The 21,922-nt window shown below is 65.3% G+C and carries 21 protein-coding genes; 3 read left to right on the top strand and 18 right to left on the bottom strand.

Going from position 1 to position 21,922, the window contains the following annotated elements; translation table 11 throughout:
- Window positions 1-165: 165 nt before the first annotated feature.
- From cysC to cysG, 7 genes are read right to left on the bottom strand one after another with little or no spacing between them, the layout of a single operon-like run.
- Complete coding sequence (cysC, locus tag PCJ49_RS15200; RefSeq protein WP_269911663.1) at window positions 166-2,091, bottom strand: adenylyl-sulfate kinase; 1,926 nt, start codon at window positions 2,089-2,091, stop codon at window positions 166-168.
- Window positions 2,092-2,115: 24 nt separating this feature from the next.
- A complete protein-coding gene (gene cysD, locus PCJ49_RS15205; protein ID WP_269911664.1) occupies window positions 2,116-2,934 on the bottom strand; it encodes a sulfate adenylyltransferase subunit CysD in 819 nt (272 codons plus the stop codon).
- A gap of 17 nt (window positions 2,935-2,951) precedes the next feature.
- Complete coding sequence (locus tag PCJ49_RS15210) at window positions 2,952-3,665, bottom strand: phosphoadenylyl-sulfate reductase (protein WP_347710438.1); 714 nt, start codon at window positions 3,663-3,665, stop codon at window positions 2,952-2,954.
- Window positions 3,662-4,171, bottom strand: coding sequence for a DUF934 domain-containing protein (locus tag PCJ49_RS15215; protein ID WP_269911665.1), 510 nt, complete (start codon window positions 4,169-4,171; stop codon window positions 3,662-3,664). The genes PCJ49_RS15210 and PCJ49_RS15215 overlap by 4 nt, the downstream gene beginning before the upstream one ends.
- Window positions 4,158-5,873, bottom strand: a complete 1,716-nt coding sequence (locus tag PCJ49_RS15220) for a nitrite/sulfite reductase (RefSeq protein WP_269911666.1) — start codon at window positions 5,871-5,873, stop codon at window positions 4,158-4,160. The genes PCJ49_RS15215 and PCJ49_RS15220 overlap by 14 nt, the downstream gene beginning before the upstream one ends.
- A gap of 30 nt (window positions 5,874-5,903) precedes the next feature.
- Window positions 5,904-6,230: a DUF2849 domain-containing protein gene (locus PCJ49_RS15225; protein WP_089288279.1), complete on the bottom strand. Its 327-nt coding sequence runs from the start codon at window positions 6,228-6,230 to the stop codon at window positions 5,904-5,906.
- 28 nt (window positions 6,231-6,258) lie between these two features.
- Window positions 6,259-7,665: a siroheme synthase CysG gene (gene cysG / locus PCJ49_RS15230; protein ID WP_269911667.1), complete on the bottom strand. Its 1,407-nt coding sequence runs from the start codon at window positions 7,663-7,665 to the stop codon at window positions 6,259-6,261.
- 351 nt (window positions 7,666-8,016) lie between these two features.
- Here cysG and PCJ49_RS15235 point away from each other — a divergent pair, with 351 nt between their 5' ends.
- Window positions 8,017-8,790, top strand: a complete 774-nt coding sequence (locus tag PCJ49_RS15235) for a ferredoxin--NADP reductase (RefSeq protein ID WP_089288280.1) — start codon at window positions 8,017-8,019, stop codon at window positions 8,788-8,790.
- A 70-nt stretch (window positions 8,791-8,860) separates the two neighbouring features.
- Here PCJ49_RS15235 and PCJ49_RS15240 read toward each other — a convergent pair whose 3' ends face one another.
- The 4 genes from PCJ49_RS15240 to PCJ49_RS15255 all read right to left on the bottom strand — a co-directional run bounded on the left by PCJ49_RS15240 (window position 8,861) and on the right by PCJ49_RS15255 (window position 13,103).
- Complete coding sequence (locus PCJ49_RS15240; protein WP_269911668.1) at window positions 8,861-9,802, bottom strand: FAD-binding protein; 942 nt, start codon at window positions 9,800-9,802, stop codon at window positions 8,861-8,863.
- A gap of 203 nt (window positions 9,803-10,005) precedes the next feature.
- Window positions 10,006-10,755 carry an electron transfer flavoprotein subunit beta/FixA family protein gene (locus PCJ49_RS15245; protein ID WP_089285958.1) on the bottom strand — a complete coding sequence of 250 codons (750 nt, stop codon included), beginning with the start codon at window positions 10,753-10,755 and terminating at the stop codon, window positions 10,006-10,008.
- A 28-nt stretch (window positions 10,756-10,783) separates the two neighbouring features.
- On the bottom strand, window positions 10,784-11,911 hold the full coding sequence (locus PCJ49_RS15250) for an acyl-CoA dehydrogenase family protein (RefSeq protein WP_269911669.1): 1,128 nt from the start codon (window positions 11,909-11,911) through the stop codon (window positions 10,784-10,786).
- A gap of 4 nt (window positions 11,912-11,915) precedes the next feature.
- Window positions 11,916-13,103, bottom strand: a complete 1,188-nt coding sequence (locus PCJ49_RS15255; protein ID WP_269911670.1) for an acetyl-CoA C-acyltransferase — start codon at window positions 13,101-13,103, stop codon at window positions 11,916-11,918.
- A 146-nt stretch (window positions 13,104-13,249) separates the two neighbouring features.
- Between PCJ49_RS15255 and PCJ49_RS15260 the strand changes: the two genes are divergently transcribed.
- Window positions 13,250-14,257, top strand: coding sequence for an AraC family transcriptional regulator (locus PCJ49_RS15260; protein WP_269911671.1), 1,008 nt, complete (start codon window positions 13,250-13,252; stop codon window positions 14,255-14,257).
- 6 nt (window positions 14,258-14,263) lie between these two features.
- Here PCJ49_RS15260 and PCJ49_RS15265 read toward each other — a convergent pair whose 3' ends face one another.
- From PCJ49_RS15265 to bioB, 6 genes are all read right to left on the bottom strand, one after another.
- A complete protein-coding gene (locus PCJ49_RS15265) occupies window positions 14,264-15,001 on the bottom strand; it encodes an energy transducer TonB (protein ID WP_269911672.1) in 738 nt (245 codons plus the stop codon).
- Between the two features lie 78 nt (window positions 15,002-15,079).
- Entirely contained in the window at window positions 15,080-15,850 is a 771-nt protein-coding gene (locus PCJ49_RS15270; RefSeq protein WP_269911673.1) for a methyltransferase domain-containing protein, read from the bottom strand.
- Window positions 15,844-16,482: a hypothetical protein gene (locus PCJ49_RS15275; protein ID WP_269911674.1), complete on the bottom strand. Its 639-nt coding sequence runs from the start codon at window positions 16,480-16,482 to the stop codon at window positions 15,844-15,846. Before PCJ49_RS15275 ends, PCJ49_RS15270 begins: the two co-directional genes overlap by 7 nt.
- A 181-nt stretch (window positions 16,483-16,663) precedes the next feature.
- Window positions 16,664-17,845 (bottom strand): 8-amino-7-oxononanoate synthase, encoded by a 1,182-nt coding sequence (locus PCJ49_RS15280; protein ID WP_269911675.1) that lies wholly within the window; start codon window positions 17,843-17,845, stop codon window positions 16,664-16,666.
- Entirely contained in the window at window positions 17,842-19,116 is a 1,275-nt protein-coding gene (locus PCJ49_RS15285) for an adenosylmethionine--8-amino-7-oxononanoate transaminase (RefSeq protein WP_269911676.1), read from the bottom strand. Before PCJ49_RS15285 ends, PCJ49_RS15280 begins: the two co-directional genes overlap by 4 nt.
- Window positions 19,113-20,123 (bottom strand): biotin synthase BioB, encoded by a 1,011-nt coding sequence (gene bioB, locus PCJ49_RS15290; protein ID WP_269911677.1) that lies wholly within the window; start codon window positions 20,121-20,123, stop codon window positions 19,113-19,115. The genes PCJ49_RS15285 and bioB overlap by 4 nt, the downstream gene beginning before the upstream one ends.
- A 96-nt stretch (window positions 20,124-20,219) precedes the next feature.
- Between bioB and bioD the strand changes: the two genes are divergently transcribed.
- Window positions 20,220-20,912 (top strand): dethiobiotin synthase, encoded by a 693-nt coding sequence (gene bioD, locus PCJ49_RS15295; RefSeq protein ID WP_269911678.1) that lies wholly within the window; start codon window positions 20,220-20,222, stop codon window positions 20,910-20,912.
- Here bioD and PCJ49_RS15300 read toward each other — a convergent pair whose 3' ends face one another.
- Entirely contained in the window at window positions 20,913-21,812 is a 900-nt protein-coding gene (locus PCJ49_RS15300) for a transporter substrate-binding domain-containing protein (RefSeq protein ID WP_269911679.1), read from the bottom strand.
- Window positions 21,813-21,922 lie beyond the last annotated feature (110 nt).

Raw genomic sequence — 21,922 nt, forward strand, 5'->3', positions numbered from 1 at the left:
CGCAATCTGCCGCCTCATTCGCGCCGCCATCCTCATCGGCTCACCCAAAACACCAATCGCCGCCTGAAATCACCAAAAACAAAACCCCGCCGAATTTCGACGGGGTTTGTCAGCAGTCTGAGGGGCGGCCTGTGCCGGCCGCCCCTTTTGCCTGAATATTACTGCTCAGATACCCACAGCGTGACCGTCGGCCTGGTCCAGGGCCAGGTTGCGGCGGATATGGGCGATCAGCAGTTCGGTGGTGGTGGGGATGTCGAATTCCGCCGTATCCAGCACCAGATCGGGACTGGTCGGGGCCTCGAACGGGGCGGACACGCCGGTGAACTGGGCGATCTTGCCGTCGCGGGCGGCGGCGTAAAGGCCCTTGGGGTCACGCTGGGCGCAGGTGTTGACGTCGGCCTTCACCCACACTTCATGGAACCCGTCACCGATGATGGTGCGCGCCAGTTCGCGCAACTCAGCGGTGGGGGAGATCAGGCTGACCAGCACGACGCTGCCATTTTCCGCCATCAGCTTGGCCACTTCGGCCACGCGGCGGACATTTTCCAGCCGTTCGGCGGGGCTGAAGCCCAGATCCTTGTTCAGGCCCTTGCGCAGATTGTCGCCATCCAGCACCAGCACGCGCCAGCCATCATCAAACAGACGACGCTGCGCCCCCATGGCCACGGTGGACTTGCCGGCACCCGACAGGCCGGACAGCCACAGCACACCACCGCGATGGCCGTTGCGCGCCTCAAACGCCGCACGGTCGACGGAGCTGTCAACCGCCGTCACCGGGCCCTTGACGCTGGCGGCATTCTCCGCCGCCCCCAGCACGACGGCCCCGCCGACGATGCGGGTGCCACGGGCCAGACCCGCACGGCCGGTGATCGGCAGATCGGTATGGGGGTCAAAGGCGATGGGGGCCGCACTGCGCAGCACAATCTCCGCAATACCGCCCTGGCCCAACTCCTGGGTGTCGGCATCGTTGAGGTTTTCCACATCGACGATGCGTTCGAACTTCTCCACCACCACGGCATGTTCGGCCGTGGTCAGGCGCAGGGTCAGGCGGGAACCGACGACCAGCGGTTCGCTGTCCAGCCAGAAGGCCCGCACGCGCAGCGCCAGCGCCAGATGCGGCATATGGCCGGCGGGCGCGATGATCTGGCCACGCGCCAGGGCCGCATCTTCAATGAAGGAGATGGCGGCGGACTGGCCGGCGCGGGCGAACTGTTCGCCATCGCCGCGACCGGTATCAATGCTGGCCACCGTGGCCGGCTGGCCGGTGGGCGCGATTTCCACCTTGTCGCCTAAGCGGATACGGCCCGTCTCGATCCGGCCCACCGCCATACGGCGGTCGCCGCGGCGATACACGTCCTGGATCGGCATCCGGAAGGTGGCGTCGGCCCGGCCTGCCGGCGGGGTCAGCAAATCCAGCGCTTCCAGCAGGGTCGGCCCCTGATACCAGCCCATCTGCTGGCTGCGCGTGGCGATATTGTCGCCATGGCGTGCCGACAGCGGGATGACGTGCAGCGGCTGCATCCCCAGCTTGGCGAGATAGGCTGAAACTTCGTCCTTCACGGCTTGCCACGCCGCCTCCGCATGGCCCATCAGGTCCATCTTGTTGACGGCGATGATGACCTTGGTGACGCCCAGCAGTGACAGCAGATAGGCATGGCGGCGGGTCTGTTCCGACACGCCGCGTTCGGCATCTGTCACCAGCACGGCGGCATCGGCACCCGAGGCACCCGTCACCATGTTGCGCAGGAATTCGCGGTGGCCCGGCGCATCGATGATGACATAGGGGCGCTTGGCCGTCTTGAACCAGATGCGCGTGGTATCCAGGGTGATGCCCTGGTCACGTTCGATCTGCAAGGCGTCCAGCAGGAAGGACCATTCCAGTTCCAGCCCGCGCTGGCTGGAAACCTTCTGCAACTCGGCCAGACGGCCTTCCGGCAGGCTGTCCGTATCATGCAGCAAACGGCCGATCAGGGTGGATTTGCCATGGTCGACATGGCCGACAATCACGATCGGATAGGGGGCCTGGGCCTTACGCGGGGCCAGGATCGGTGCTTCGGCGCGTGGGGCGGCCAAGGTAGCGGCGGTTGCCATGATCTTGCTCTTTTCCGCGAAGGCTTACAGGTAACCGGTGGTGCGCAGGCGTTCGAAGGCGTCTTCGGCCTCATGGTCCATGGACCGGCCGGCGCGTTCGGGCGTGCGGGTATTCTCCAGTTCCTCGATGATTTCCTCGATGGTGCTGGCGTTGCTGTCCACCGGGAAGGTGATGCCGATTTCACCCAGCGAGCGGAAGCGCTTGCCATCCTTGGCGAAATAGAGCGGCACCAGGGGGATTTCTTCCCGCTGGATGTAGCGCCAGACATCCAGTTCGGTCCAGGCCAGCAGCGGATGCACGCGCATATGGGTGCCGGGTGCGCGTTCAATGGTGAACTGGTCCCAGAATTCCGGCGGCTGGTTGGCCGCCTGCCAGGAACCATCCAGCCCGCGGGGGCTGAAAATGCGTTCCTTGGCACGGGTGGCCTGTTCATCACGGCGGATGCCGGTGATCAGCCCGTCAAACTGGTACTTCTCCAGCGCAGCCGCCAGACCCAGCGATTTGCGCGCGGCCACACGGGTGCCGGGCGGCAGGGTCGGGTCGGTCATCTCAATCGGCGGGCACTCATCCTTGATCAGGTTCAGGCCCCATTCCTGGGTGTAGCGATCACGGAATTCGTAAGATTCGGGGAATTCCAGACCGGTATCCAGGTGCGCCACCGGGAAGGGAAGCTCGCCTAAGAAGGCCTTGCGGCACAGCCAGATCAGGACATTGCTGTCCTTGCCCAGCGACCAGAGCAGACCCAGCCGCTTCAGGCGCACGCGCGCCTCGCGCAGGATATAGATGCTCTGGGCTTCCAGTTGGTCGAGATGGTCGAGATGCTGTTGGTCGAGGCTGCTCATTTGGAGGCTCCCACCCCTTAGCTGTTTATCGGCGAAAGCGGCAGGTGGATTCCGCATTCCGTCTTTTCCTGGCCGCGCCAGCGGCCGGCTCGAATATCTTCACCGGGGGCGACCCGGTCGGTACAGGGCATACAGCCGATGGAAGGATAACCATCCTCCTCCAGCGGATGCCGGGGCAGGTCGTACCGGTCCAGATAGTCTTCCACATCCGCCCGGTCCCAACCGGCCAGCGGGTTGATCTTGATCCGGCCATCCGCCGCCTCAAACAAGGGCAGTTCGATGCGGGTGCTGGCCTGATAGCGCTTGCGGCCGGTGATCCAGGCATCGAACGGGGCCAAACCCGCATCCAGCACCTTCACCTTGCGAAAATCGCAGCAGGCCAGGTTATCGGCCCGCCACAGCACGCCATCCTTGTCATGTGTCGCCTCCGCCTCCGGCGTCGGCGACAATTCGCGGATGCCGGTCAGGCCCAGGCGCTGTTCCAGGGTGCGGCGATACCGCAGCGTCTCCCCGAACAGCTTGCGGGTATTGACGAACAGCACCGGCAGCGACGGGTCGATCTGCGCGATCTGGTGCAGCAGCACCGCCGATTCCGTCCCGAAGGACGACACCAGCGCCAGCTTGCCCTTGAAAACCTCTTCGATCAGCGGGCGCAGCAGCGCCTCGCCTTCCAGATGGCCATAGGCGGCGGTCAAATCGCGCGCCTTCGCGGCCAGCGCTTTCATGCTCATCCCTCTACCTCTGCCTTCAGATGCCGGCGCAGCAGGGAGACGGTGCCGTGATCCTGCAGGCCCGGCTGATAGGCGATGGAAATCTCCGTCAGCGCATGGGCCCAGGCGGGGCCGACGCGATCGGCCGGCACCACCACCGTATCCACACCCAACCGGGTCAGGAACTGGTACTGGTCGGGGATGATGTGGCCGAAGGCGCGGATTTCGCCCTTGTAGCCAAACCGCTCCCGCAGTTCCCGCGCGGCGGAAAAGGCGCGGCCATCGCGGAATTTGGGGAACTCCACGGTCACCACGCCCAGATGGGCCAGATCGTCCGCCAGTTCCGTGGCCAACTGATTGGATTTCAGCCGCACCCCCACCGGCTGGCCGCGCGCGATCAGCGCGTCACGCTCCGCCCGCCAGCGGTCCAGGGAAACGATCACCCCACCATCGGCGGGAAGGGCCGCATCATCGGCCAGATCGGTCCAACGGTCTTCAATCTCGCGGCCATGATCAAGCACGGGCATAGAGGGCCTCCTTGAACGGGGCGTGGCCGGTACGGGCCAAGGTGTCGATGAAACGTTCCCCCGGCTGACGCAGGCCGACAAAGGTGGTCACCACGGTTTCCACCGCATTGACGATCTCGTCATAGGAGAAGCCGGGGCCGACAATCTCCGCCAGGGCGGCGGTGTTGGTGGCATCGCCACCCAGCAGAATCTGGAAGAATTCCTCGCCCTTCTTGTCCACACCCAGAATGCCGATATGGCCGACATGGTGATGGCCGCAGGCATTGATGCAGCCGCTGATCTTGATCTTCAGTTCACCCAGATCATGCTGGCGGTCCAGATCGGCAAAGCGCTCGGAAATTTCCTGCGCGATGGGGATGGAGCGGGTATTGGCCAGGGCGCAATAATCCAGGCCGGGGCAGGCAATGATGTCGGAGATCAAGCCGGCATTGGCCGTGCCCAACCCCACCTTGTCCAGGCCCAGCCACAGATCATACAGGTCATCCTGTTTGACATGGGCCAGCACCAGATTCTGCTCGTGGCTGACGCGCAACTCGCCAAAGCTGTAGCGTTCGGCCAGATCGGCCACCACTTCCATCTGGTCCGCCTCAATATCGCCGGGGATGCCGCCGATGGGCTTCACGCTGATGGTGGCGATGGCATAGCCCGGTGCCCGGTGGGCGCTCAGGTTGCTGCGGGTCCAGCGGGCAAAGGCCGGATCGGCCGCCTTGGCCGCCTCAAACTTCTCCGATACCGCCGGCAGGCTTTCCCACGGCGGGGAGGTGAAATGCTGTTCGATCGCCGCGACAATGGCGGGGTCGAGATAATATTTCTGCCGGGGCAGGCGGGCATATTCCTCTTCGATCAGGCCGATGAACTTTTCCGGCCCCATCTCATTGACGGTGATCTTGATGCGCGCCTTGTAGATATTATCGCGCCGGCCCAGCTGGTTATAGGTGCGCAGCACCGCTTCCAGATAGCCCAGGATTTCCGGCACCGGCACAAAGTCGCGCGCCTTGGTCGCCAGATAGGGCGTGCGGCCCAGCCCGCCGCCGACATAGACGGTGAAGCCGATCTCGCCGGCTTCATTCTTCTTGGCGATCAGGCCAACATCATGGATCTGCACGGCGGCGCGGTCGTTCGGCGCGCCGGAAATGGCGATCTTGAACTTACGCGGCAGATAGGTGAATTCCGGGTGCAGCGTGGACCATTGCCGCAGAATTTCGGCATAGACGCGCGGGTCCACCAGCTCATCCGCCGCCGCACCGCAGAACTGGTCGGTGGTGACATTGCGGATGCAGTTGCCGCTGGTCTGGATGGCGTGCATATCCACTTCCGCCAGCTCATGCAGGATGGCGGGAATGTCCTTCAGTTCCGGCCAGTTGAACTGGATGTTCTGCCGGGTGGTCAGGTGGCCATAGCCCTTGTCATAGACGCGCGCAATGCGGGCCAGACGGCGCAGCTTGGTGCTGTCCAACATGCCATAGGGCACGGCAACCCGCAGCATATAGGCGTGAAGCTGAAGGTAGAGCCCGTTCATCAGCCGGATCGGCTTGAACTCTTCCTCCGTGATCTCACCCTTCAGGCGGCGTTCCACCTGGGCGCGGAACTGCTCCACCCGCTCAAAGATGAAGGTCTTGTCGAACTCGTCATAACGGTAAACGGCGGCGTGCGCGTCTGCCGGCTGATTGCTGCGGGGGCTGGTCACGGTCGTGTCAGGCATGGGGGTGAAGCCTAGGTTACCGGTCATGGATCAAAGGGCGGGCGTGGGGCCGGTGACCTGCTTGCCCAGGTCACGGCGCACGCTGGGGCCGATGGCCTTCATGCGTTCGCGGATATGCAGCGGGCGGGTGCCATCGGCTGTGGCTTCCACATCCAGCGGATAGACATCGACGACGATCTGCCGCTTCTCGTCCGCCTTGGCGGTATCCAGCGCCTGGGCAATGGCCTCGCCTTCGAAAATGGCGGCATCGGCCACACGCTCCACCCACTGATTGCCCGCACCCAGCCAGACGGCCACGCCGTCGATCAGACGGCTGCCGGTGATGGATTGCTGGGCACCCTTGGCTTTGACCAACATTTGGGGATCGACCTTCCTGCTGCTTTCGTCAGACGGCTTGGCGCAGATGCGCCGGGACAAGTTCAGTGATGCGGGCGGGGTCGGCCAGCGTGACGACGGACCCGACAATGATGATGGCGGGACCGGTCAGCCCGTGGGCGGCCGCCAGATCGGGCAGGGCTTCCAACGTGCCCACCACCAGCTTCTGGTCGGGGCGCGTGCCCTTTTCCACCAGGGCCGCCGGGGTATCGCCAGCCATGCCGGCTTCCACCAGCCGGCGGGCAATGGCACCCGCTGCCGTCAGCCCCATATAGATCACCAGCGTATGGCGCAGCCGGGCCAGCGCCTGCCAATCCAAATCCGGTTCGCCATCCTTGCCATGGCCGGTCACAAAGGTGACGCCCGGCGCATGGTCGCGATGGGTGACGGGGATGGTGGTCGATGCTCCGCAGCCGAGCGCTGCCGTGATGCCGGGCACGATTTCCACCGGAATGCCTTCGGCGCGCAGCACCTCCAGCTCCTCCCCGCCGCGCCCGAACATGAAGGGGTCGCCCCCCTTCAGCCGCACGACGCGGTGGCCGGCCTTGGCCTCGGCCACCAGCAACTGGTTGATGGCCTCCTGGCTCATCGTGTGATGGGATTTGGATTTGCCGACATAGTGGCGGCGGGCGTCGCGGCGGACATAATCCATGATCCGCTCATCCACCAGCTTGTCATGCACCACCACATCGGCATCCTGCAGCACGCGCAGCGCGCGCAGGGTCAACAGGTCCGGGTCGCCGGGGCCGGCACCGACCAGCGCCACGCGCCCGCCGGCCTGCTGGCCGAACTGGGCATCGTTCAGCGCCAGCATCAGCTTTTCATGGGCGGCCTTTTCGTCCCCCGCCAGGAAGGATTTGGCCACCGGCCCGTCAATCACCGCTTCCCAGAAGCGGCGGCGGGCGGTTTCATCATCACGGGTGGCCTTCACGGCACTGCGGAACCCGTCCAGGAAGCGGGCGAACTTGCCCAGGCCCGGTTCCAGGGCGGCTTCCAGCCGTTCGCGCAGGCGGCGCACCAGCACCGGGCTGGCCCCGCCGCTGGTGATGGCGATGCTGATCGGTTCGCGGTCAATGATGGCCGGCATGATGAAGCTGCAGAGTCGCGGCTTGTCCGGCACATTGACCAGCACGCCGGCCTTGTGCGCTGCTTCGGCCACCGACATATCCACCGCCTCATCATCGGTGGCAGCGAAGACCAGCCGGTGATTTTCCAGATCAGCCGGTGTGAAATCCCGCTCACGAATTTCAGAAGCCAGGGCGACCAAAGCCGGCAAGGGGTTACGGGCTACGATGGTCAGGCGGCAGGCGGATTTGGCAACCAGCCGCGCCTTGCGCAGCGCCAGTTCACCACCCCCTACCACCAGTACCGGCTGCCCCTCCAGGGGCAATGTCACCGGAAAACCACGCAACGCCATGGTAACCCATCCCTCCCTTACCGCAGTCGCGGCATAGCCAATGGTTTGGGATGTGCAGCGCCGCTTGTCGAGGTGAAATATTATTTCTCCAATATCCCTACGTTAAATATAGAGTTTCCCATTTGAGCAAAAAATCGAGGAAAATCAACGAAATTTCATTGATAATGATTATCATATACGTTAATGCTGCTGTTGGGCGTCACAGCAGCCATGCACATGCTGCACATTCTGATGTGAAATAGGCTGTTGAACGCAACGCCTATGTATTTTAGCTGATAGTGCATCGCATCAGGGTGCCGGGACTCTGTCATCGCCCATGACCCCACCCGCCGGATTGAAGGAAGTCGAGTTATGAGCGCGTTCATCGAAGGCAAGGTGCTGTCCGTCCACCATTGGACCGACACGCTGTTCAGCTTCACCTGCACGCGCGACCCGGCCTTCCGGTTTGAGAACGGGCATTTCGTGATGATCGGGCTGATGGTCGATGGCAAGCCGCTGACCCGCGCCTATTCCATCGTCAGCCCGAATTACGAAGAACATCTGGAGTTCCTGTCGATCAAGGTGCCCAACGGCCCGCTGACCAGCCGCCTGCAGCATATCCAGGTGGGCGACACGGTGATTCATGGCCGCAAGTCGGTGGGCACGCTGGTGACCAGCAGCCTGAAGCCCGGCAAGAACCTTTACATGTTCTCCACCGGCACCGGGCTTGCCCCGTTCATGAGCTTGATCCGCGATCCGGAACTTTATGAACAATATGACCGTCTGATCCTGACCCATACCTGCCGCGAGGTGGGGGAACTGGCCTATCACGACCTGATCACCAACGAGCTGCCGAATAATGAGTTCTTTGGCGAACAGCTCAAGGAAAAGCTGACCTATTACCCCACGGTGACCCGTGAGGCTTTCCGCAACCAAGGCCGCATCACCGACCTGATCCGCAATCACAAGCTGTTTGAGGATATCAAGGCCGCCCCGCTGAACCCGGAAACCGACCGGGTGATGATCTGCGGCGGCCCGGCCGTGTTGGCGGAGACGGTGGAGCTGCTGCAGGAACGCGGCTTCAAGGAAGGGGCCGCCCACACGCCCGGCGATTACGTGATCGAAAAGGCGTTTGTGGAGAAGTAAGCCGCTTTCAGCGGGTTGAATAAAAAAGCGCGGGGTTGTGACGGCCCCGCGCTTTTGCTGTCCATGGTCCTTACTTTGCCAATGCGGCGGTCAGTTCCGGGACGATCTTGAACAGATCGCCGACGATGCCGTAATCGGCCACCTGGAACATCGGCGCCTCTTCATCCTTGTTGATGGCGACAATGACCTTGCTGTCCTTCATGCCGGCCAGATGCTGGATGGCGCCGGAGATACCGACGGCGATGTACAGTTCCGGCGCCACGATCTTGCCGGTCTGGCCGACCTGATAATCGTTGGGCACGAAACCGGCATCCACCGCCGCGCGGGATGCGCCCACGGCCGCGCCCAGCTTGTCGGCCAGCGCGTCCAGCAGCGGGAAATTCTCGCCCGACTGCATCCCACGACCGCCGGAGACGATCACCCGCGCCGCCGTCAGTTCCGGCCGTTCGGACTTGGTCAGTTCGGCGGACACGAAAGCCGACAGGCCGGCATCACCGGTGGCGGCGAGCGTTTCCACCACACCGGCACCGCCCGTCTCTGCCGCCGCCTCAAACGCTGTGCCGCGCACGGTGATCACCTTGATGGCGTCGGCTGACTTCACCGTGGCAATGGCATTGCCGGCATAGATCGGGCGTTCGAACGTGTCGGGCGACACCACGCCGCTGATCTCGCTGATCTGCTGCACATCCAGCAAGGCCGCCACGCGCGGGGCCAGATTCTTGCCGAAGGTGGTGGCCGGGAACAGCACATGGCCATAGCCACCGGCCTTCACGGCCGCCACCACCAGCGGGGCAAAGTTCTCGGCCAGCGGCTGGGCATATTCGGCGGCATCGGCCACCAGCGCCTTGGCCACACCGGCGGCCTTGGCGGCGGCTGCACCGGCGTCAGCCACGCCCTGGCCGGCCACCAGCACATGGGTTTCCCCGCCAATCTTCGCCGCCGCCCCCAGGGTGGTCAGCGTCGGCTTCTTCACAGCGCCGCTCGTGGGTTCGGCGATTACCAGAATGCTCATGATGGGTGTCTCCTCAATCGGGGGGAGCGGCTTTGCGGCGGTAGTTCTGGCATCGACGGGGAAGATTTGTTGCCTCGCTCTCGTCTCTCTCAACCGTCACCCCGGCCTGCGCCGGGGTGACGGGAGAGATTTTGAAAAGCGGGGTGGAACCCTCCACAGCCAGAAAACAACCGCCCACAAAACCGTCAGGCGTTACAGCAGGCTCAGATCACGCGCGCTTCATCGCGCAGCTTGGCAACCAGCTCGTCCACGCTGGCGACCTTGATGCCGCCCTTGCGCTTGGGCGGTTCGGTCACTTTCAGCGTGGTCAGGCGCGGGGTGATATCCACGCCCAGCGCGTCCGGCGCCAGCACCTCGATCGGCTTCTTCTTCGCCTTCATGATGTTGGGCAGGGAGGCATAGCGCGGCTCGTTCAGGCGCAGGTCGGTGGTCACCACCGCCGGCAGCTTCAGTTCCACCGTCTCCAGACCGCCATCGATTTCGCGCGTCACCGCAACCTTGCCATCGGCCGGCGCCACCTTGGAGGCAAACGTGCCCTGGCCCCAGCCCAGCAGGGCCGCCAGCGCCTGACCGGTCTGGTTGGCATCATCATCAATGGCCTGCTTGCCCAGAATCACCAGATCGGGCGCTTCCTTGGCCACCACGGCCTTCAGCAGCTTGGCGACCGCCAGCGGCTGCACCTCCGCGTCGGTCTGCACCAGAATGCCCCGGTCGCCACCCATGGCCAGACCGGTGCGGATCGTCTCCTGCGCGCCCGCCGGGCCGATGGAGACAACCACAATCTCCGTCGCCTTGCCGGCTTCCTTCAGGCGAACCGCCTCTTCAACCGCGATCTCGTCGAACGGGTTCATCGACATCTTCACATTCGCAAGCTCGACACCGCTCTCGTCGGGCTTCACGCGGACCTTCACGTTGTAATCAACAACGCGCTTTACGGCGACCAGGAGTTTCATGAGATGTCTCTCAGGTTCGATTCAAAATTCAAAGATTGCGGGCGATGACCAGACGTTGGATATCGCTGGTACCCTCATAAATCTGGCAGACGCGGACGTCGCGGTAGATGCGTTCGACCGGGAAATCATTGACATAGCCATAGCCGCCAAAGGTCTGGATGGCGTCGGAACAGACGCGCTCCGCCATTTCAGAGGCAAACAGCTTGGCCATCGATGCCTCTTTCAGGCAGGGCTGGCCGGCCCCGCGCAGGCTGGCGGCGTGCAGCACCAATTGGCGCGCCGCCTCAATCCGGGTGGCCATGTCGGCCAGCCGGAAGGCCACCGCCTGATGCTCGATGATGGGCACGCCCATGGAAACCCGGTCACGGGCGTAATCGCGCGCCGCCTCAAATGCCGCCTGGGCCATGCCGACCGACTGGGCAGCAATGCCGATGCGCCCGCCTTCCAGATTGGCCAGCGCGATGCGATAGCCCTGGCCCGGTTCGCCCAGCATCAGGTCTGCCGGTACCCGCACATCGTCCAGCACGATCTGGGCCGTATCGGAACAGCGCTGGCCCAGCTTATCCTCCAGCCGTGCCACCTGATAACCGGCTGTGTCGGTCGGCACCAGGAAGGCGGACATCCCCTTCTTACCGGCCGCCGGGTCGGTGATGGCGAAGACCAGCGCCACGCCGGCATGTTGGCCATTGGTGATGAACTGCTTGGCGCCGTTCAGCACATAATGGTCGCCATCGCGCACCGCGCGGGTTTTCAAGGCCGAGGCATCGGAACCCGCCTGCGGTTCGGTCAGGCAGAAGGCGCCCAGCATCTGCCCCGCCGCCATCGGGCGCAGGAAGCGTTCCTTCTGCGCCATGGTGCCGAATTTCAGGATCGGCGCACAGCCGACTGAATTATGCACGCTCATGATGGTGGAGATGGCGCCATCGCCGGCGGCGATTTCCTCAATCGCCAGGGCATAGGCGATGGCATCCGCCCCGGCCCCACCCCACTCCTCCGGCACCACCATGCCCAGCAGGCCCAGTTCCCCCATCTCCGCCAGTTCGGCGGCGGGGAAGGCACCGGTACGGTCGCGTTCCGCCGCCCCAGGGGCCAGCCTTTCGCGGGCGAACTGGCGCGCCATCTCGCGCACCATCGCCTGTTCTTCGGAAAGGATCATCGGATCAGCCCATCCGTTCCACGGCCATGGCCGTGGCTTCGCCACCGCCGATGCAGAGCGAGGCCACACCGCGCCGCAGGCCATAGCGTTCCAGGGCTGCCAGCAGCGTTACCAGGATGCGGGCACCCGATGCGCCGATCGGGTGGCCCAGGGCGCAGGCCCCGCCATGCACATTCACCTTGTCATGGGGCAGGTCCAGGTCGCGCATCGCCGCCATGGCGACGATGGCAAAGGCCTCGTTGATCTCAAACAGGTCAACATCGCCGGCCTGCCAGCCGGTCTTGGCGAACAGCTTCTGCATCGCCCCCACCGGGGCGGTGGTGAACCAGGCGGGGGCCTGGGCGTGGCTGGCATGGCCGACAATGCGGGCCAGCGGGGTGATGCCGCGCTTTTCCGCCTCTGACGCCCGCATCAGCACCAGGGCGGCGGCCCCATCGCTGATGGAACTGCTATTGGCCGCCGTCACCGTGCCATCCTTGGCGAAGGCTGGCTTCAGGGTGGGGATCTTGTCCGGGCGGCCCTTGCCGGGCTGTTCATCCTTGTCCACCAGCACCTCGCCGGAACGGGTTTTCACCGTGACCCCGGTGATTTCGCCTGCGAACTTGCCTTCATCCACCGCCGCCTTGGCACGGCGCAGGCTTTCCAGCGCGTAATCATCCTGCATCTGGCGGGTGAACTGGTAATGGCTGGCCGTATCCTCGGCAAAGGTGCCCATGGCGCGGCCGCGGTCATAGGCATCTTCCAGCCCGTCCAGCGCCATATGATCGTACATCGTGGCATGACCGTAACGATAGCCACCGCGCGCCCGGTCCAGCAGATAGGGCGCATTCGACATGCTCTCCATCCCCGCCGCGATGCCGATATCAATGCTGCCGGCCAGGATGCCATCATGGATGGCCATGGTGGCCTTCATGCCGCTGCCGCACATCTTGTTCAGGGTGGTGCAGGGGACGGATTGCGGCAGGCCGGCACCCAAGGCGGCTTGGCGGCCCGGTGCTTGGCCCTGGCCGGCCTGCAGCACGTTACCCATGACCACCTCTCCCACCGCATCGCCGGGCAGGCCGGAGCGTGCCAGGGCGGCGCTGATGGCGGCCGCCCCCAGCTGGGCGGCGGTCAGAGCGGACAGGTCGCCCATCATGCCGCCCATGGCGGTACGGGCGGCGGCGGCAATGACAATGGGATCGGTGGCCATGGGGGGCGTTTCCTCTACCGGATGTGGGGGGCGTTCAGACGGCACCCCTTTGGCGGCAAGTCTAGACATGATCGAACCGCTCGGGTAGAGCCGAAACGATCATTCAATGTGATCGTTTTTGTCATCCACGCAGGAAGCCCGCCGCCATGGATAAGGATAGTGTCTCCATCCATTTCGTTCAGGGTATTGCCGATTGTGCTGCCGCCAAGGGGGTGGCGTTGGAACCGCTGCTGCGCAAGGCCGGGATTGATCCCGCATTGCTGGCCGATCCAGCAGCACGTGTGCCGGTATCGGCCTATGGCATCCTGCTGCGGGAGGTGGCGCAGTTGCTGGATGATGAGTTTTTCGGCATGGATCGCCGCCGGATGAAGCTGGGCAGTTTCAGTATGCTCTGCTTGCTGGCGGTGGGGGCCCGCAATCTGGGCCGCGCCTTGCAGCGGCTGACCCATGGCTATCGCGCCTTATTCGATGATGTGCATGTGGCGCTCTGCCATGGCGATGGCACGGCCTGGCTGGAGGTGCGGCCGCTGGACCCGGCGCGGCCGCTGCCGATCTTCGCCTATGAAACCCTGCTGGTTTATATCCATGGCGTGGCCTGCTGGCTGGTGCGCCAGCGCATCCCCATCCTGGCGGCGGATTTCGCCTATGGTGAGCCGCCGCAGGTGGATGAATATTTCCTGCTCTACAGTTCCACCCTGCGCTTCAACCAGCCGGCAACCCGGCTGCGTTTTGACGCCAAACTGCTCTCCCTGCCGGTGCAGCAGGATGAACGCTCGGCCCGCAGCTTCCTCAACCAGGCGCCGGACAGTTTTCTGGTGAAATATAAAAACCCGGACAGCTACAGCCAACGGGTGCGCAGCCTGCTGCGCCAGTGCCCGCCGACGGACTGGCCGGATTTTGAGAGGGTGGCGCAGCAGCTGCGCTGCTCCCCCGCCACCTTGCGGCGCGGCCTGCGGCAGGAGGGGCGGCCTTTCCAGGATATGAAAGACAAGTTGCGCCAGGAACTGGCCATGGCCGCCCTGGCCGACCCCGCCCAGTCCATCGCCGAGGTTGCCGCCATGCTGGGCTTTGCCGAACCCAGCGCCTTTCAGCGGGCCTTTCGCAAATGGACGGGGCTGGCGCCGGGGGCGTGGCGGGCGCAGCCCCGCCCCTGATGGCGGTCAGTGGCGGTGCCGGCCACCCTGAGACATGCTGAAATCGATGGGGATGACCATTTCCATCGGGTCCGGCAATTCCGCCGGCAGGGGCGGCAGGGCACTGACGCGGCCGAACAAGGCCACCGCCTCCTCATCCAGCAGCGGGAAACCGCTGGACCGTTCCAGCTTGACGCTCAGGATATTGCCGGCCCGGTTCATCACGAAACGGACATAGGCCACCCCTTCCTGGCGCTGCTTGCGGGCGGCCAGGGGATATTGCTTGGCCCGCTGCAGGGTCATCACCAGGGTGGCGGCATAATCCGGCGGCGGGCCGGCGACGGCCTTCACCGGTGGGGGCGGCGGCACCGGCGGCCCCTGTATCGTTTCCACCGGCGGCTGCGGGGTGGCGGCCATGGGGCGGGCATTGGGGGGCACCACCACCGGGACTGGAATCACGGGCATGGCCAGTTGCGGGGCCGGTGGCGGCGTCATTTGCAGGGTGGGCGGGGGCGGCGGGGGTGGGGGCGGTGGCGGTTCAACCACCTCCTCCACCAGGGAGACATGCAGGGGCTCTTCCGGCAGGAACGGCACTTCCCGGTGCTGCATGACGATCAGGCTGCCCACTGCCAGATGCAGGGCCACCACACAGGCGATGGAAAACATCCGCGAGGAGAGCGGCCCGGCTGACAGCCGGGCAGCCCCCGATCCATGCGTTGGCGAACTGTCGGGGAAATAGAACCCCGCCATTGTCTGATCCGCCATTATTCCGCCCCCAAACCAAGAGTCACTAATAATTACTCTTAGTATCATGACATGAGGCGGCTGTTTAGTCTGCCCCGCTCATGGGTGGCATTCCGTCGCTGCCCGCAGAATGGCCAGCTGATAGGTGATCTGTACCGGTCCCGCCGCTTCCAGCGCCCGCATGGCCCGCCGCAGCCGGGCCGCATCCAGCCGACGGGCGGCAAAACCGGCGCCGATATCGCGCAAGCCCAGCAGGAAATGCCGCGAATCGGGATGGGTTTCCACCAGTGCGTGGCTGGTGACGGTAAGGCCGGGCAGCCAGCCGCGCATCGCGGACAATGACGGATAGGAAAGCCCAACCGGCCCGGCCCCCGCAGCCGCCAGGGCGGCCTGCCATTCCTGGAAGGTGCCATCGGCCAGCGTGGCCACCAGCAGCCGCCCGCCGGGGCGCAGCAACCGGCGCCAGGCTGCCAAGGAAGCCGCCGGATCGGCGAACCATTGCAGAGCCAGGCTGGAACAGACCAGATCGACGCTGCCGGGGGCCAAGGCCGGGGCCTCCCCATCCATGGCGGCGAAGCGCAGGCGCGGATCACCGCCGCAGGCGATGCGGCAACGGGCGGCCATGGCGGGGGAAAGGTCGCTGGCCAGCCATTGGCCGATATCGGGCAACAGTGGCAAGGCCCGGCGCGTCAGCAGCCCGGTACCGCAGCCAATTTCCAGCACCCGCGCCCCGGCGGGCAGGTCCAGGCCGGGCAGCAGGGCTGCCAGCTCCCCCGCCACCTGGGCCTGGATACGGGCATTGGCATCATAGGAGGCGGCGGCGCGGCCAAACTGCCGCGCCACGGCGCGCTTGTCGGCCGGGCTCAGCATGAAGCGGCGAGATTCAGGGCGGCGGCAGCACAGGCCGGTGCCGCCGTCAGGGGCAGGGCGTGCCCGCCCGGCAGCCATTCCACCCGGTTGGGGAAGCAGGCTTCGCTATGTGCTTGTGTGACAATCGGGTCATCCCGCCCGGCCAGCGTATGGAAATGCGGGGGCAGGGGGGCTGTACGGTGGTCGATCTCCGCCAGCCATTGCAGCCCCTGGCCCAGCCGGTCGTTGTCCGCCGCCCCGCTGGGCAGGGGCAGGCCGGCGCGGGCGGTGAAATCCGCCAGCACGGCGGCAGGATCGGCGGCAAAGCGGCGGCGCATCTGGGCCAGCAGGCGGGGTGGGGTGCCCGCGGGGAAATCCGCCTGGGCCGTGAAGCGGCTGAAGCCATTGATTGCCAGCAACCCCGCCAGCCCAGCCCGCCCCAGCAACAGGGCCGCCCCCAGCGAATGGCCGATACCGATGACGGGCCGGCCGGGGGGCAGCACGGGTTCATCGGCCGCGCCGAAATAGCCCTGATCCCAGTGCCGGATATCCTCCGCCGGGATGCCGGCATCCTGCAGATGGCCCACCAGTTCCGTCCAGATGCCGGGGGCCCCAGCCCAGCCATGGGCCAGCAGGAAAAGGGGGTTGCTCACCGGTACGGCTCCACTGCCATTTTCCATCGGGCTCGCCCACCTTGACCGTCACCCATGCTGCGGCCGGGGTCCAGGGGCCACAGGCGCCTCGCTCCACGAACCTGGACCCCGGCCTGCGCCGGGGTGACGGTAGAGAAGTGGAAGCCTTCGCGCCCCACATGCCCCATCCCCTTGCCATTCTTCATCCTAGCGGCCCCCTGGGCAGGGCAGCGATGGCGGCCAGCAGGCCGGCAATGTCGGCATCCGACAGGGCGCTGGACAGGCTGATACGCAGGCGGGCGGTGACGGGGGGGACGGTGGGCGGCCGGATCGCCACCACCAGATATCCCGCCTGTTCCAGCTTTGCCGCCAGGGCCAGGGCCGCCGCATCATCACCGGCCACCAGCGGGATGATCTGGGTGCTGCTGTCCAGTACATCATAGCCGGCGGTGGTGACGGCAGCACGCACCTGTGCGCCCATCCCGGCCAGCCGACCCCGCGCGCCCTCCAGCGCCGGCATCAGGTCCAGGGCCGCATCCAGCGCACCCAGCACGGCGGGGGGCAGGGCGGTGGTATAGATGAAGCCGCCGCAGCGGTTGATCAGGTAATCAATCAACTGGCGCGAGCCGGCGACATAGGCACCAAACCCGCCGAACGCCTTGCCGAACGTACCCATGGTGATGGCGACCCGGCCCGGTAAGCCCGCCGACAGCCCGCGTCCGCCCGGCCCCAGCACGCCCACCGCATGGGCCTCGTCCAGGTAAAGCGGGGCGCCGAACCGGTCACACAAATCCAACAGGGCCGGCAGGTCGCAGCGGTCACCATCCATGGAGAAGACGGATTCCGTCACCACCAGCGGCGGGGCCGCCCCGGCCCTTTCCCGCAGCAGGCTTTCCAGATGCGACAGGTCATTATGGCGAAAGCGCTTGGCCTTCAGCCCGGCCCCGAAACTGCCCTGGATCAGGCTGGCATGGGCCAGCCGGTCCACCAGCAGTTCCGTTCCCGGCCCCAGCAGTTCCGCCAGCGCCGGCAGCAAGGTGGCATTGGCCTGAAAGCCGGTGCCCAGCAGCAGCACCGCCTCCACCCCCAGAAAAGCGGCCAGCTTTTCCTCGACATCGCGGTGAATGGCCAGCGTACCGGCCACCAGCCGGGACGCCGCCGACCCCGCCCCGTGCCTGGCCGCATAATCGGCGGCGCGGGCGGCCACGCGGGGATCGTGCGCCAGCCCCAGATAATCATTCGATGCCGCGTCAATCAGCCAGCGCCCATCCGGCAATTGCAGCCGCACCCCGTCCCGCACCAGCGGCCGCAAAGTACGGCGGCGGCTGGCGGCGGACAGGCCGTCCAGAACGGTGGCGGCCCGTTCATCCAACAGGCCACTCATCCCGGCAAACCCGCCGTCACGCTGCGGATGGCCGCCATCAGCCGTTCCAGATCATCTTCCCCGATGGTGAAGGCGGGCGTCAGATAGAGAATGCGGCCAAAAGGCCTTATCCACACACCCTGTTCCACCAGCTTTTCCTTCAACCCGCGCAGGTCCGCCGGGGCCTGTTTCAGTTCCACCACGCCAATGGCGCCCAGCACGCGCACATCGGCCACCGCCGGCATGTCGCGGCAGGGTTCCAGCCCCCGGCACAAGGCGGCGGAGATGGTGGCCACCTGTTGCAGGCGCGGTTCCGTCTCGAACAGGTCCAGCGAGGCATTGGCCACCGCGCAGGCCAGCGCATGGCCCATATAGGTGGGGCCATGCATCAGGGCGGCGCTGGGCTCTTCCGACCAGAAGGCATCGAACACCCGCGCGCTGGCAATGGCGGCGGACAGGGGCAGAACACCGCCGGTCAGCGCCTTGGACAGGGTGACGATATCCGGCACCACGCCGGCCGCCTCGCACGCGAACAGGCTGCCGGTGCGGCCGAAACCGGTAAAAATCTCATCGAAAATCAGCAGGATGCCGTAACGGTCGGCTAGTTCCCGCAGCCGCTGCAGCACGGCCAAATCATGGAACAGCATCCCGCCGGCACCCTGCACCAGCGGTTCCACCAGCATGGCGGCGATGCGGTGGCCCTGCTGGGCCAGGAACTGGTCCAGCGTCTCCAGGCTTTCCGCGTCACGCGGCAGGGGCAGTACGGGATGTTCGGGCAGCAGGCCGCGGAACTTGGCGTGCATCCCCTCTTCCGGGTCGCAGACGGCCATGGTGGCGATGGTGTCGCCGTGATAGCAGCCGGTGAAGGCCAGGATCTTGTGGCGCCCCCGCTCCCCCTTGTTCAGCCAGTACTGCACCGCCATTTTCATGGCGACTTCCACCGATACCGAACCGGATTCCGCCAGGAACACCCGCGTCAGATCGCCCGGCAGCAGCCCCGCCAGCCGGGTGGCCAGCCGATAGGCCGGTTCATGCCCCAGCCCGCCGAACATGACATGCGGCATCGCTGCCGCCTGGGTTTGCAGGGCCGCCAGCAGATGCGGGTGGTTATAGCCGTGGCAGGCCGTCCACCAGGAGGCAATGCCATCCACCAGCTCCCGCCCGTCCGCCAGCCGCAGGCGCGTGCCGTGGGTGGCGGTGACGGGCAGGGGCGGGCCGGCTGTGCGCATCTGGGTATAGGGCAACCAGATATGCCCTAGCCCTTCCGTCAGCCAGCCGGGCGCATCGCTCATTCGCGCACTTCCACCTGCATCGGGCGCAGACCCAGCCGGTCGAACAGCTTCATGTCGCGTTCCTGTGCCGGGTTCACGGTGGTCAGCAGCCGCTCGCCATAGAAGATGGAATTGGCGCCGGCCAGGAAGCAAAGCGCCTGCATCTCATCGCTCATATCCTCCCGCCCGGCCGACAGGCGGACGGCGCTGGAGGGCATGGTGATGCGGGCGACCGCAATGGTGCGCACGAACTCAATCGGGTCGACCTCTTCGGCCTTGTCCAGGGAGGTGCCCTTGACCTTGACCAGCAGGTTGATCGGCACGCTTTCCGGGTGCTTGGGCAGGCTGGCCAGGGTCTGGATCAGGCCCACCCGGTCTTCCCGGTCTTCGCCCAGGCCCAGAATGCCGCCGCAGCAGACATTGATGCCGGCATTGCGGACATTATCCAGCGTGTCCAGCCGCTCCTGATAGGTGCGGGTGGTGATGATGTTGTTATAGTGCTCCGGCGAGGTGTCGAGGTTGTGATTATAATAATCCAGCCCCGCCTCTTTCAGCTTCGTCGCCTGTTCCGGGCGCAACATGCCCAGGGTGACGCAGCTTTCCATGCCCAGCGACTTCACGCCCTCAATCATGGCGCAGACCGTATCCAGGTCGCGGTCCTTGGGCGAACGCCAGGCGGCACCCATGCAGAAGCGGCTGGCCCCGCGCTCCTTGGCGGCGCGGGCTTCTTCCAGCACCTTTTCCACTTCCATCAGCTTGGAAGCCTTCAGGCCGGTATCGAAGCTGGCGCTCTGCGGGCAATAGCCGCAATCTTCCGGGCAACCGCCGGTCTTGATCGACAGCAGGGTGGAGATTTGCACCTCATTGGCATCAAAGTATTGCCGGTGCAGGGTCTGGGCCTTGAACAGCAGGTCCATGAAGGGCATGGCGAACAGGTCGGCCACCTGTTCCCGTGTCCAGTCATTGCGGATGGTGGCGGGGGCTGCGGCCTGGGCCAGGGTTCCCTCCATCACGACATTATCCGGCATTGCTGTTCCTCATTGGCGAATGTCAAATCATTGCCACATGACTGGCCGTAAGCGCATATCCGGTCAAGCAAAGATTACCTTCGGGAGTATGCTGTCATGCCCGCCTTCTTCGTTACCGCTACCGGGACGGATATCGGGAAAACCTTCGTTTGCGCCGGCCTGATCCGCCATTGGCGGGCCAAGGGATTGATGGCACAGGCTTTCAAGCCGCTGGTCAGCGGCATTGACGATGCCGATCCCGCCGGCAGCGACCCGGCCGCCCTGCTGGCGGCCATGGGGCAGGATGTCACCCCGGCGACGCTGGACGCCATTTCCCCCTGGCGATTCCGCGCGCCGCTGGCCCCCAATATGGCGGCAGCTTTGGAAGGCAAGGCGGTGGATTATGCCGGGCTGCTCACCGCCTGCCGCACCCGCATTGCCGCCGCCAGCCCGACAGCCCCCCTGCTGGTGGAAGGGGTGGGGGGCCTGATGGCGCCGGTCGATGATGATCGCACTGTGCTGGACTGGCTGCGCGCCCTGGAATTGCCGGTGCTGCTGGTTGCCGGCTCCTATCTGGGCAGCATCAGCCACACGCTGACGGCGCTGACCGTGCTAGCCGACCGGGGGCAAAGGGTGGCGGGGCTGGTGGTCAGCGAAACGCCGGGGGCCACGGTGACCCTCGGTGCGGTGGAACAGGCCGTGGCCCGGCATTTCCCCGCCATTCCCTGTTTAAACCTGCCCCGCCAGCCGGCGGGGGCCGCGCCCGCCCCGGTGCTGGGCCGGCTGGCGGATCGGCTGCTGCAAGGCTGATCAGGCCGGCGGGGACAGGGCCGTCAGGTCCAGCCAGAGCCGGTGGTCGCCCAAGGGTGTGTCGGCCGGCAGGTCCGGGTTATCCAGCCGCAGCACCCGCACCCCCTGAAAGCGATTGGGCCGGAAAACCGGGGCTGTGGCCGGATGGCCCGCCATGAAGCGGCGCAACCCACCATCCGCCACCAACCCTTCTAGCCCGGCCTGCAGCCGCGCGGCCAGCGCCGTGTTACGGCTGGACACAAACAGATACATCGGCATCGGATAGGCGATGATCAGCCGGTCATAAACCACCAGATCATCACCGCCGAGCGTCGCCACCTCCCCATCAATCTCATTCACCGCGCGGGGCAGATAGTCGCACTCGTGCGTGCGCATGGCCGGATAGGCCAGATCGATCCAGTCATATTCGACCACCCGCAGGCCGCCGGCACGCAGAATGTCATTATCCGGCCAATAGGCACCCTGGCAGGCCTTGAACCGCCGCAAATCATTCAAATCGCGGATGGCATCAAAGCGGGCGACATCCTGCTTGCGGATCACCAGCGCCCGCTGGCCGGTCAGGCCCATATCCAGCGGAATGCGGATGGGCAGGGCCTGGCTTTCGCGCTGCCGGCTGGTGGCGGTCCACAGCACATCCAGCTTGCCATGTTCCAGCATGGCCAGCAGCCGCCCCTGCGGGCTGGACCCGGGCACATCCAGCAGGCGCGCCGGTCCAAAATCATGTTCGGTCCGCGCCAGCACCAGTTGGATCAGGTCACGGTAATAGGAGCGGACATTCTGCCCGGCGGCAGAGCCATTATATTCGATCCGGTATTCCACCGGTGCCTGTGCGCTGGCCGCCCCCGCCAGCAGCGCCATCAGCCAGACCCCTGCCAGAAGCCGGTTAAAGGCCGCCCGCATCGCGGACCCTCCGCTTTTGCTTGTTTTCATGATCCTAGCCGACGGGGCGGGAAATTGCAGCCTCCAACAATATCAAATTGATAGGGTATATGCTTTTGTATGGGGTGGCC

It is taken from the genome of Niveispirillum sp. BGYR6 (assembly GCF_027568365.1).
Taxonomy (GTDB): Bacteria; Pseudomonadota; Alphaproteobacteria; order Azospirillales; family Azospirillaceae; genus Niveispirillum.

What these genes read in the sequence shown, in the direction of transcription:
- cysC (WP_269911663.1), bottom strand. Translation starts at nt 2,091, where the DNA reads ATGGCAACCGCCGCTACCTTGGCCGCCCCACGCGCCGAAGCACCGATC.
- cysD (WP_269911664.1), bottom strand. Translation starts at nt 2,934, where the DNA reads ATGAGCAGCCTCGACCAACAGCATCTCGACCATCTCGACCAACTGGAA.
- PCJ49_RS15210 (WP_347710438.1), bottom strand. Translation starts at nt 3,665, where the DNA reads ATGAGCATGAAAGCGCTGGCCGCGAAGGCGCGCGATTTGACCGCCGCC.
- PCJ49_RS15215 (WP_269911665.1), bottom strand. Translation starts at nt 4,171, where the DNA reads ATGCCCGTGCTTGATCATGGCCGCGAGATTGAAGACCGTTGGACCGAT.
- PCJ49_RS15220 (WP_269911666.1), bottom strand. Translation starts at nt 5,873, where the DNA reads ATGCCTGACACGACCGTGACCAGCCCCCGCAGCAATCAGCCGGCAGAC.
- PCJ49_RS15225 (WP_089288279.1), bottom strand. Translation starts at nt 6,230, where the DNA reads ATGTTGGTCAAAGCCAAGGGTGCCCAGCAATCCATCACCGGCAGCCGT.
- cysG (WP_269911667.1), bottom strand. Translation starts at nt 7,665, where the DNA reads ATGGCGTTGCGTGGTTTTCCGGTGACATTGCCCCTGGAGGGGCAGCCG.
- PCJ49_RS15235 (WP_089288280.1), top strand. Translation starts at nt 8,017, where the DNA reads ATGAGCGCGTTCATCGAAGGCAAGGTGCTGTCCGTCCACCATTGGACC.
- PCJ49_RS15240 (WP_269911668.1), bottom strand. Translation starts at nt 9,802, where the DNA reads ATGAGCATTCTGGTAATCGCCGAACCCACGAGCGGCGCTGTGAAGAAG.
- PCJ49_RS15245 (WP_089285958.1), bottom strand. Translation starts at nt 10,755, where the DNA reads ATGAAACTCCTGGTCGCCGTAAAGCGCGTTGTTGATTACAACGTGAAG.
- PCJ49_RS15250 (WP_269911669.1), bottom strand. Translation starts at nt 11,911, where the DNA reads ATGATCCTTTCCGAAGAACAGGCGATGGTGCGCGAGATGGCGCGCCAG.
- PCJ49_RS15255 (WP_269911670.1), bottom strand. Translation starts at nt 13,103, where the DNA reads ATGGCCACCGATCCCATTGTCATTGCCGCCGCCGCCCGTACCGCCATG.
- PCJ49_RS15260 (WP_269911671.1), top strand. Translation starts at nt 13,250, where the DNA reads ATGGATAAGGATAGTGTCTCCATCCATTTCGTTCAGGGTATTGCCGAT.
- PCJ49_RS15265 (WP_269911672.1), bottom strand. Translation starts at nt 15,001, where the DNA reads ATGGCGGATCAGACAATGGCGGGGTTCTATTTCCCCGACAGTTCGCCA.
- PCJ49_RS15270 (WP_269911673.1), bottom strand. Translation starts at nt 15,850, where the DNA reads ATGCTGAGCCCGGCCGACAAGCGCGCCGTGGCGCGGCAGTTTGGCCGC.
- PCJ49_RS15280 (WP_269911675.1), bottom strand. Translation starts at nt 17,845, where the DNA reads ATGAGTGGCCTGTTGGATGAACGGGCCGCCACCGTTCTGGACGGCCTG.
- PCJ49_RS15285 (WP_269911676.1), bottom strand. Translation starts at nt 19,116, where the DNA reads ATGAGCGATGCGCCCGGCTGGCTGACGGAAGGGCTAGGGCATATCTGG.
- bioB (WP_269911677.1), bottom strand. Translation starts at nt 20,123, where the DNA reads ATGCCGGATAATGTCGTGATGGAGGGAACCCTGGCCCAGGCCGCAGCC.
- bioD (WP_269911678.1), top strand. Translation starts at nt 20,220, where the DNA reads ATGCCCGCCTTCTTCGTTACCGCTACCGGGACGGATATCGGGAAAACC.
- PCJ49_RS15300 (WP_269911679.1), bottom strand. Translation starts at nt 21,812, where the DNA reads ATGCGGGCGGCCTTTAACCGGCTTCTGGCAGGGGTCTGGCTGATGGCG.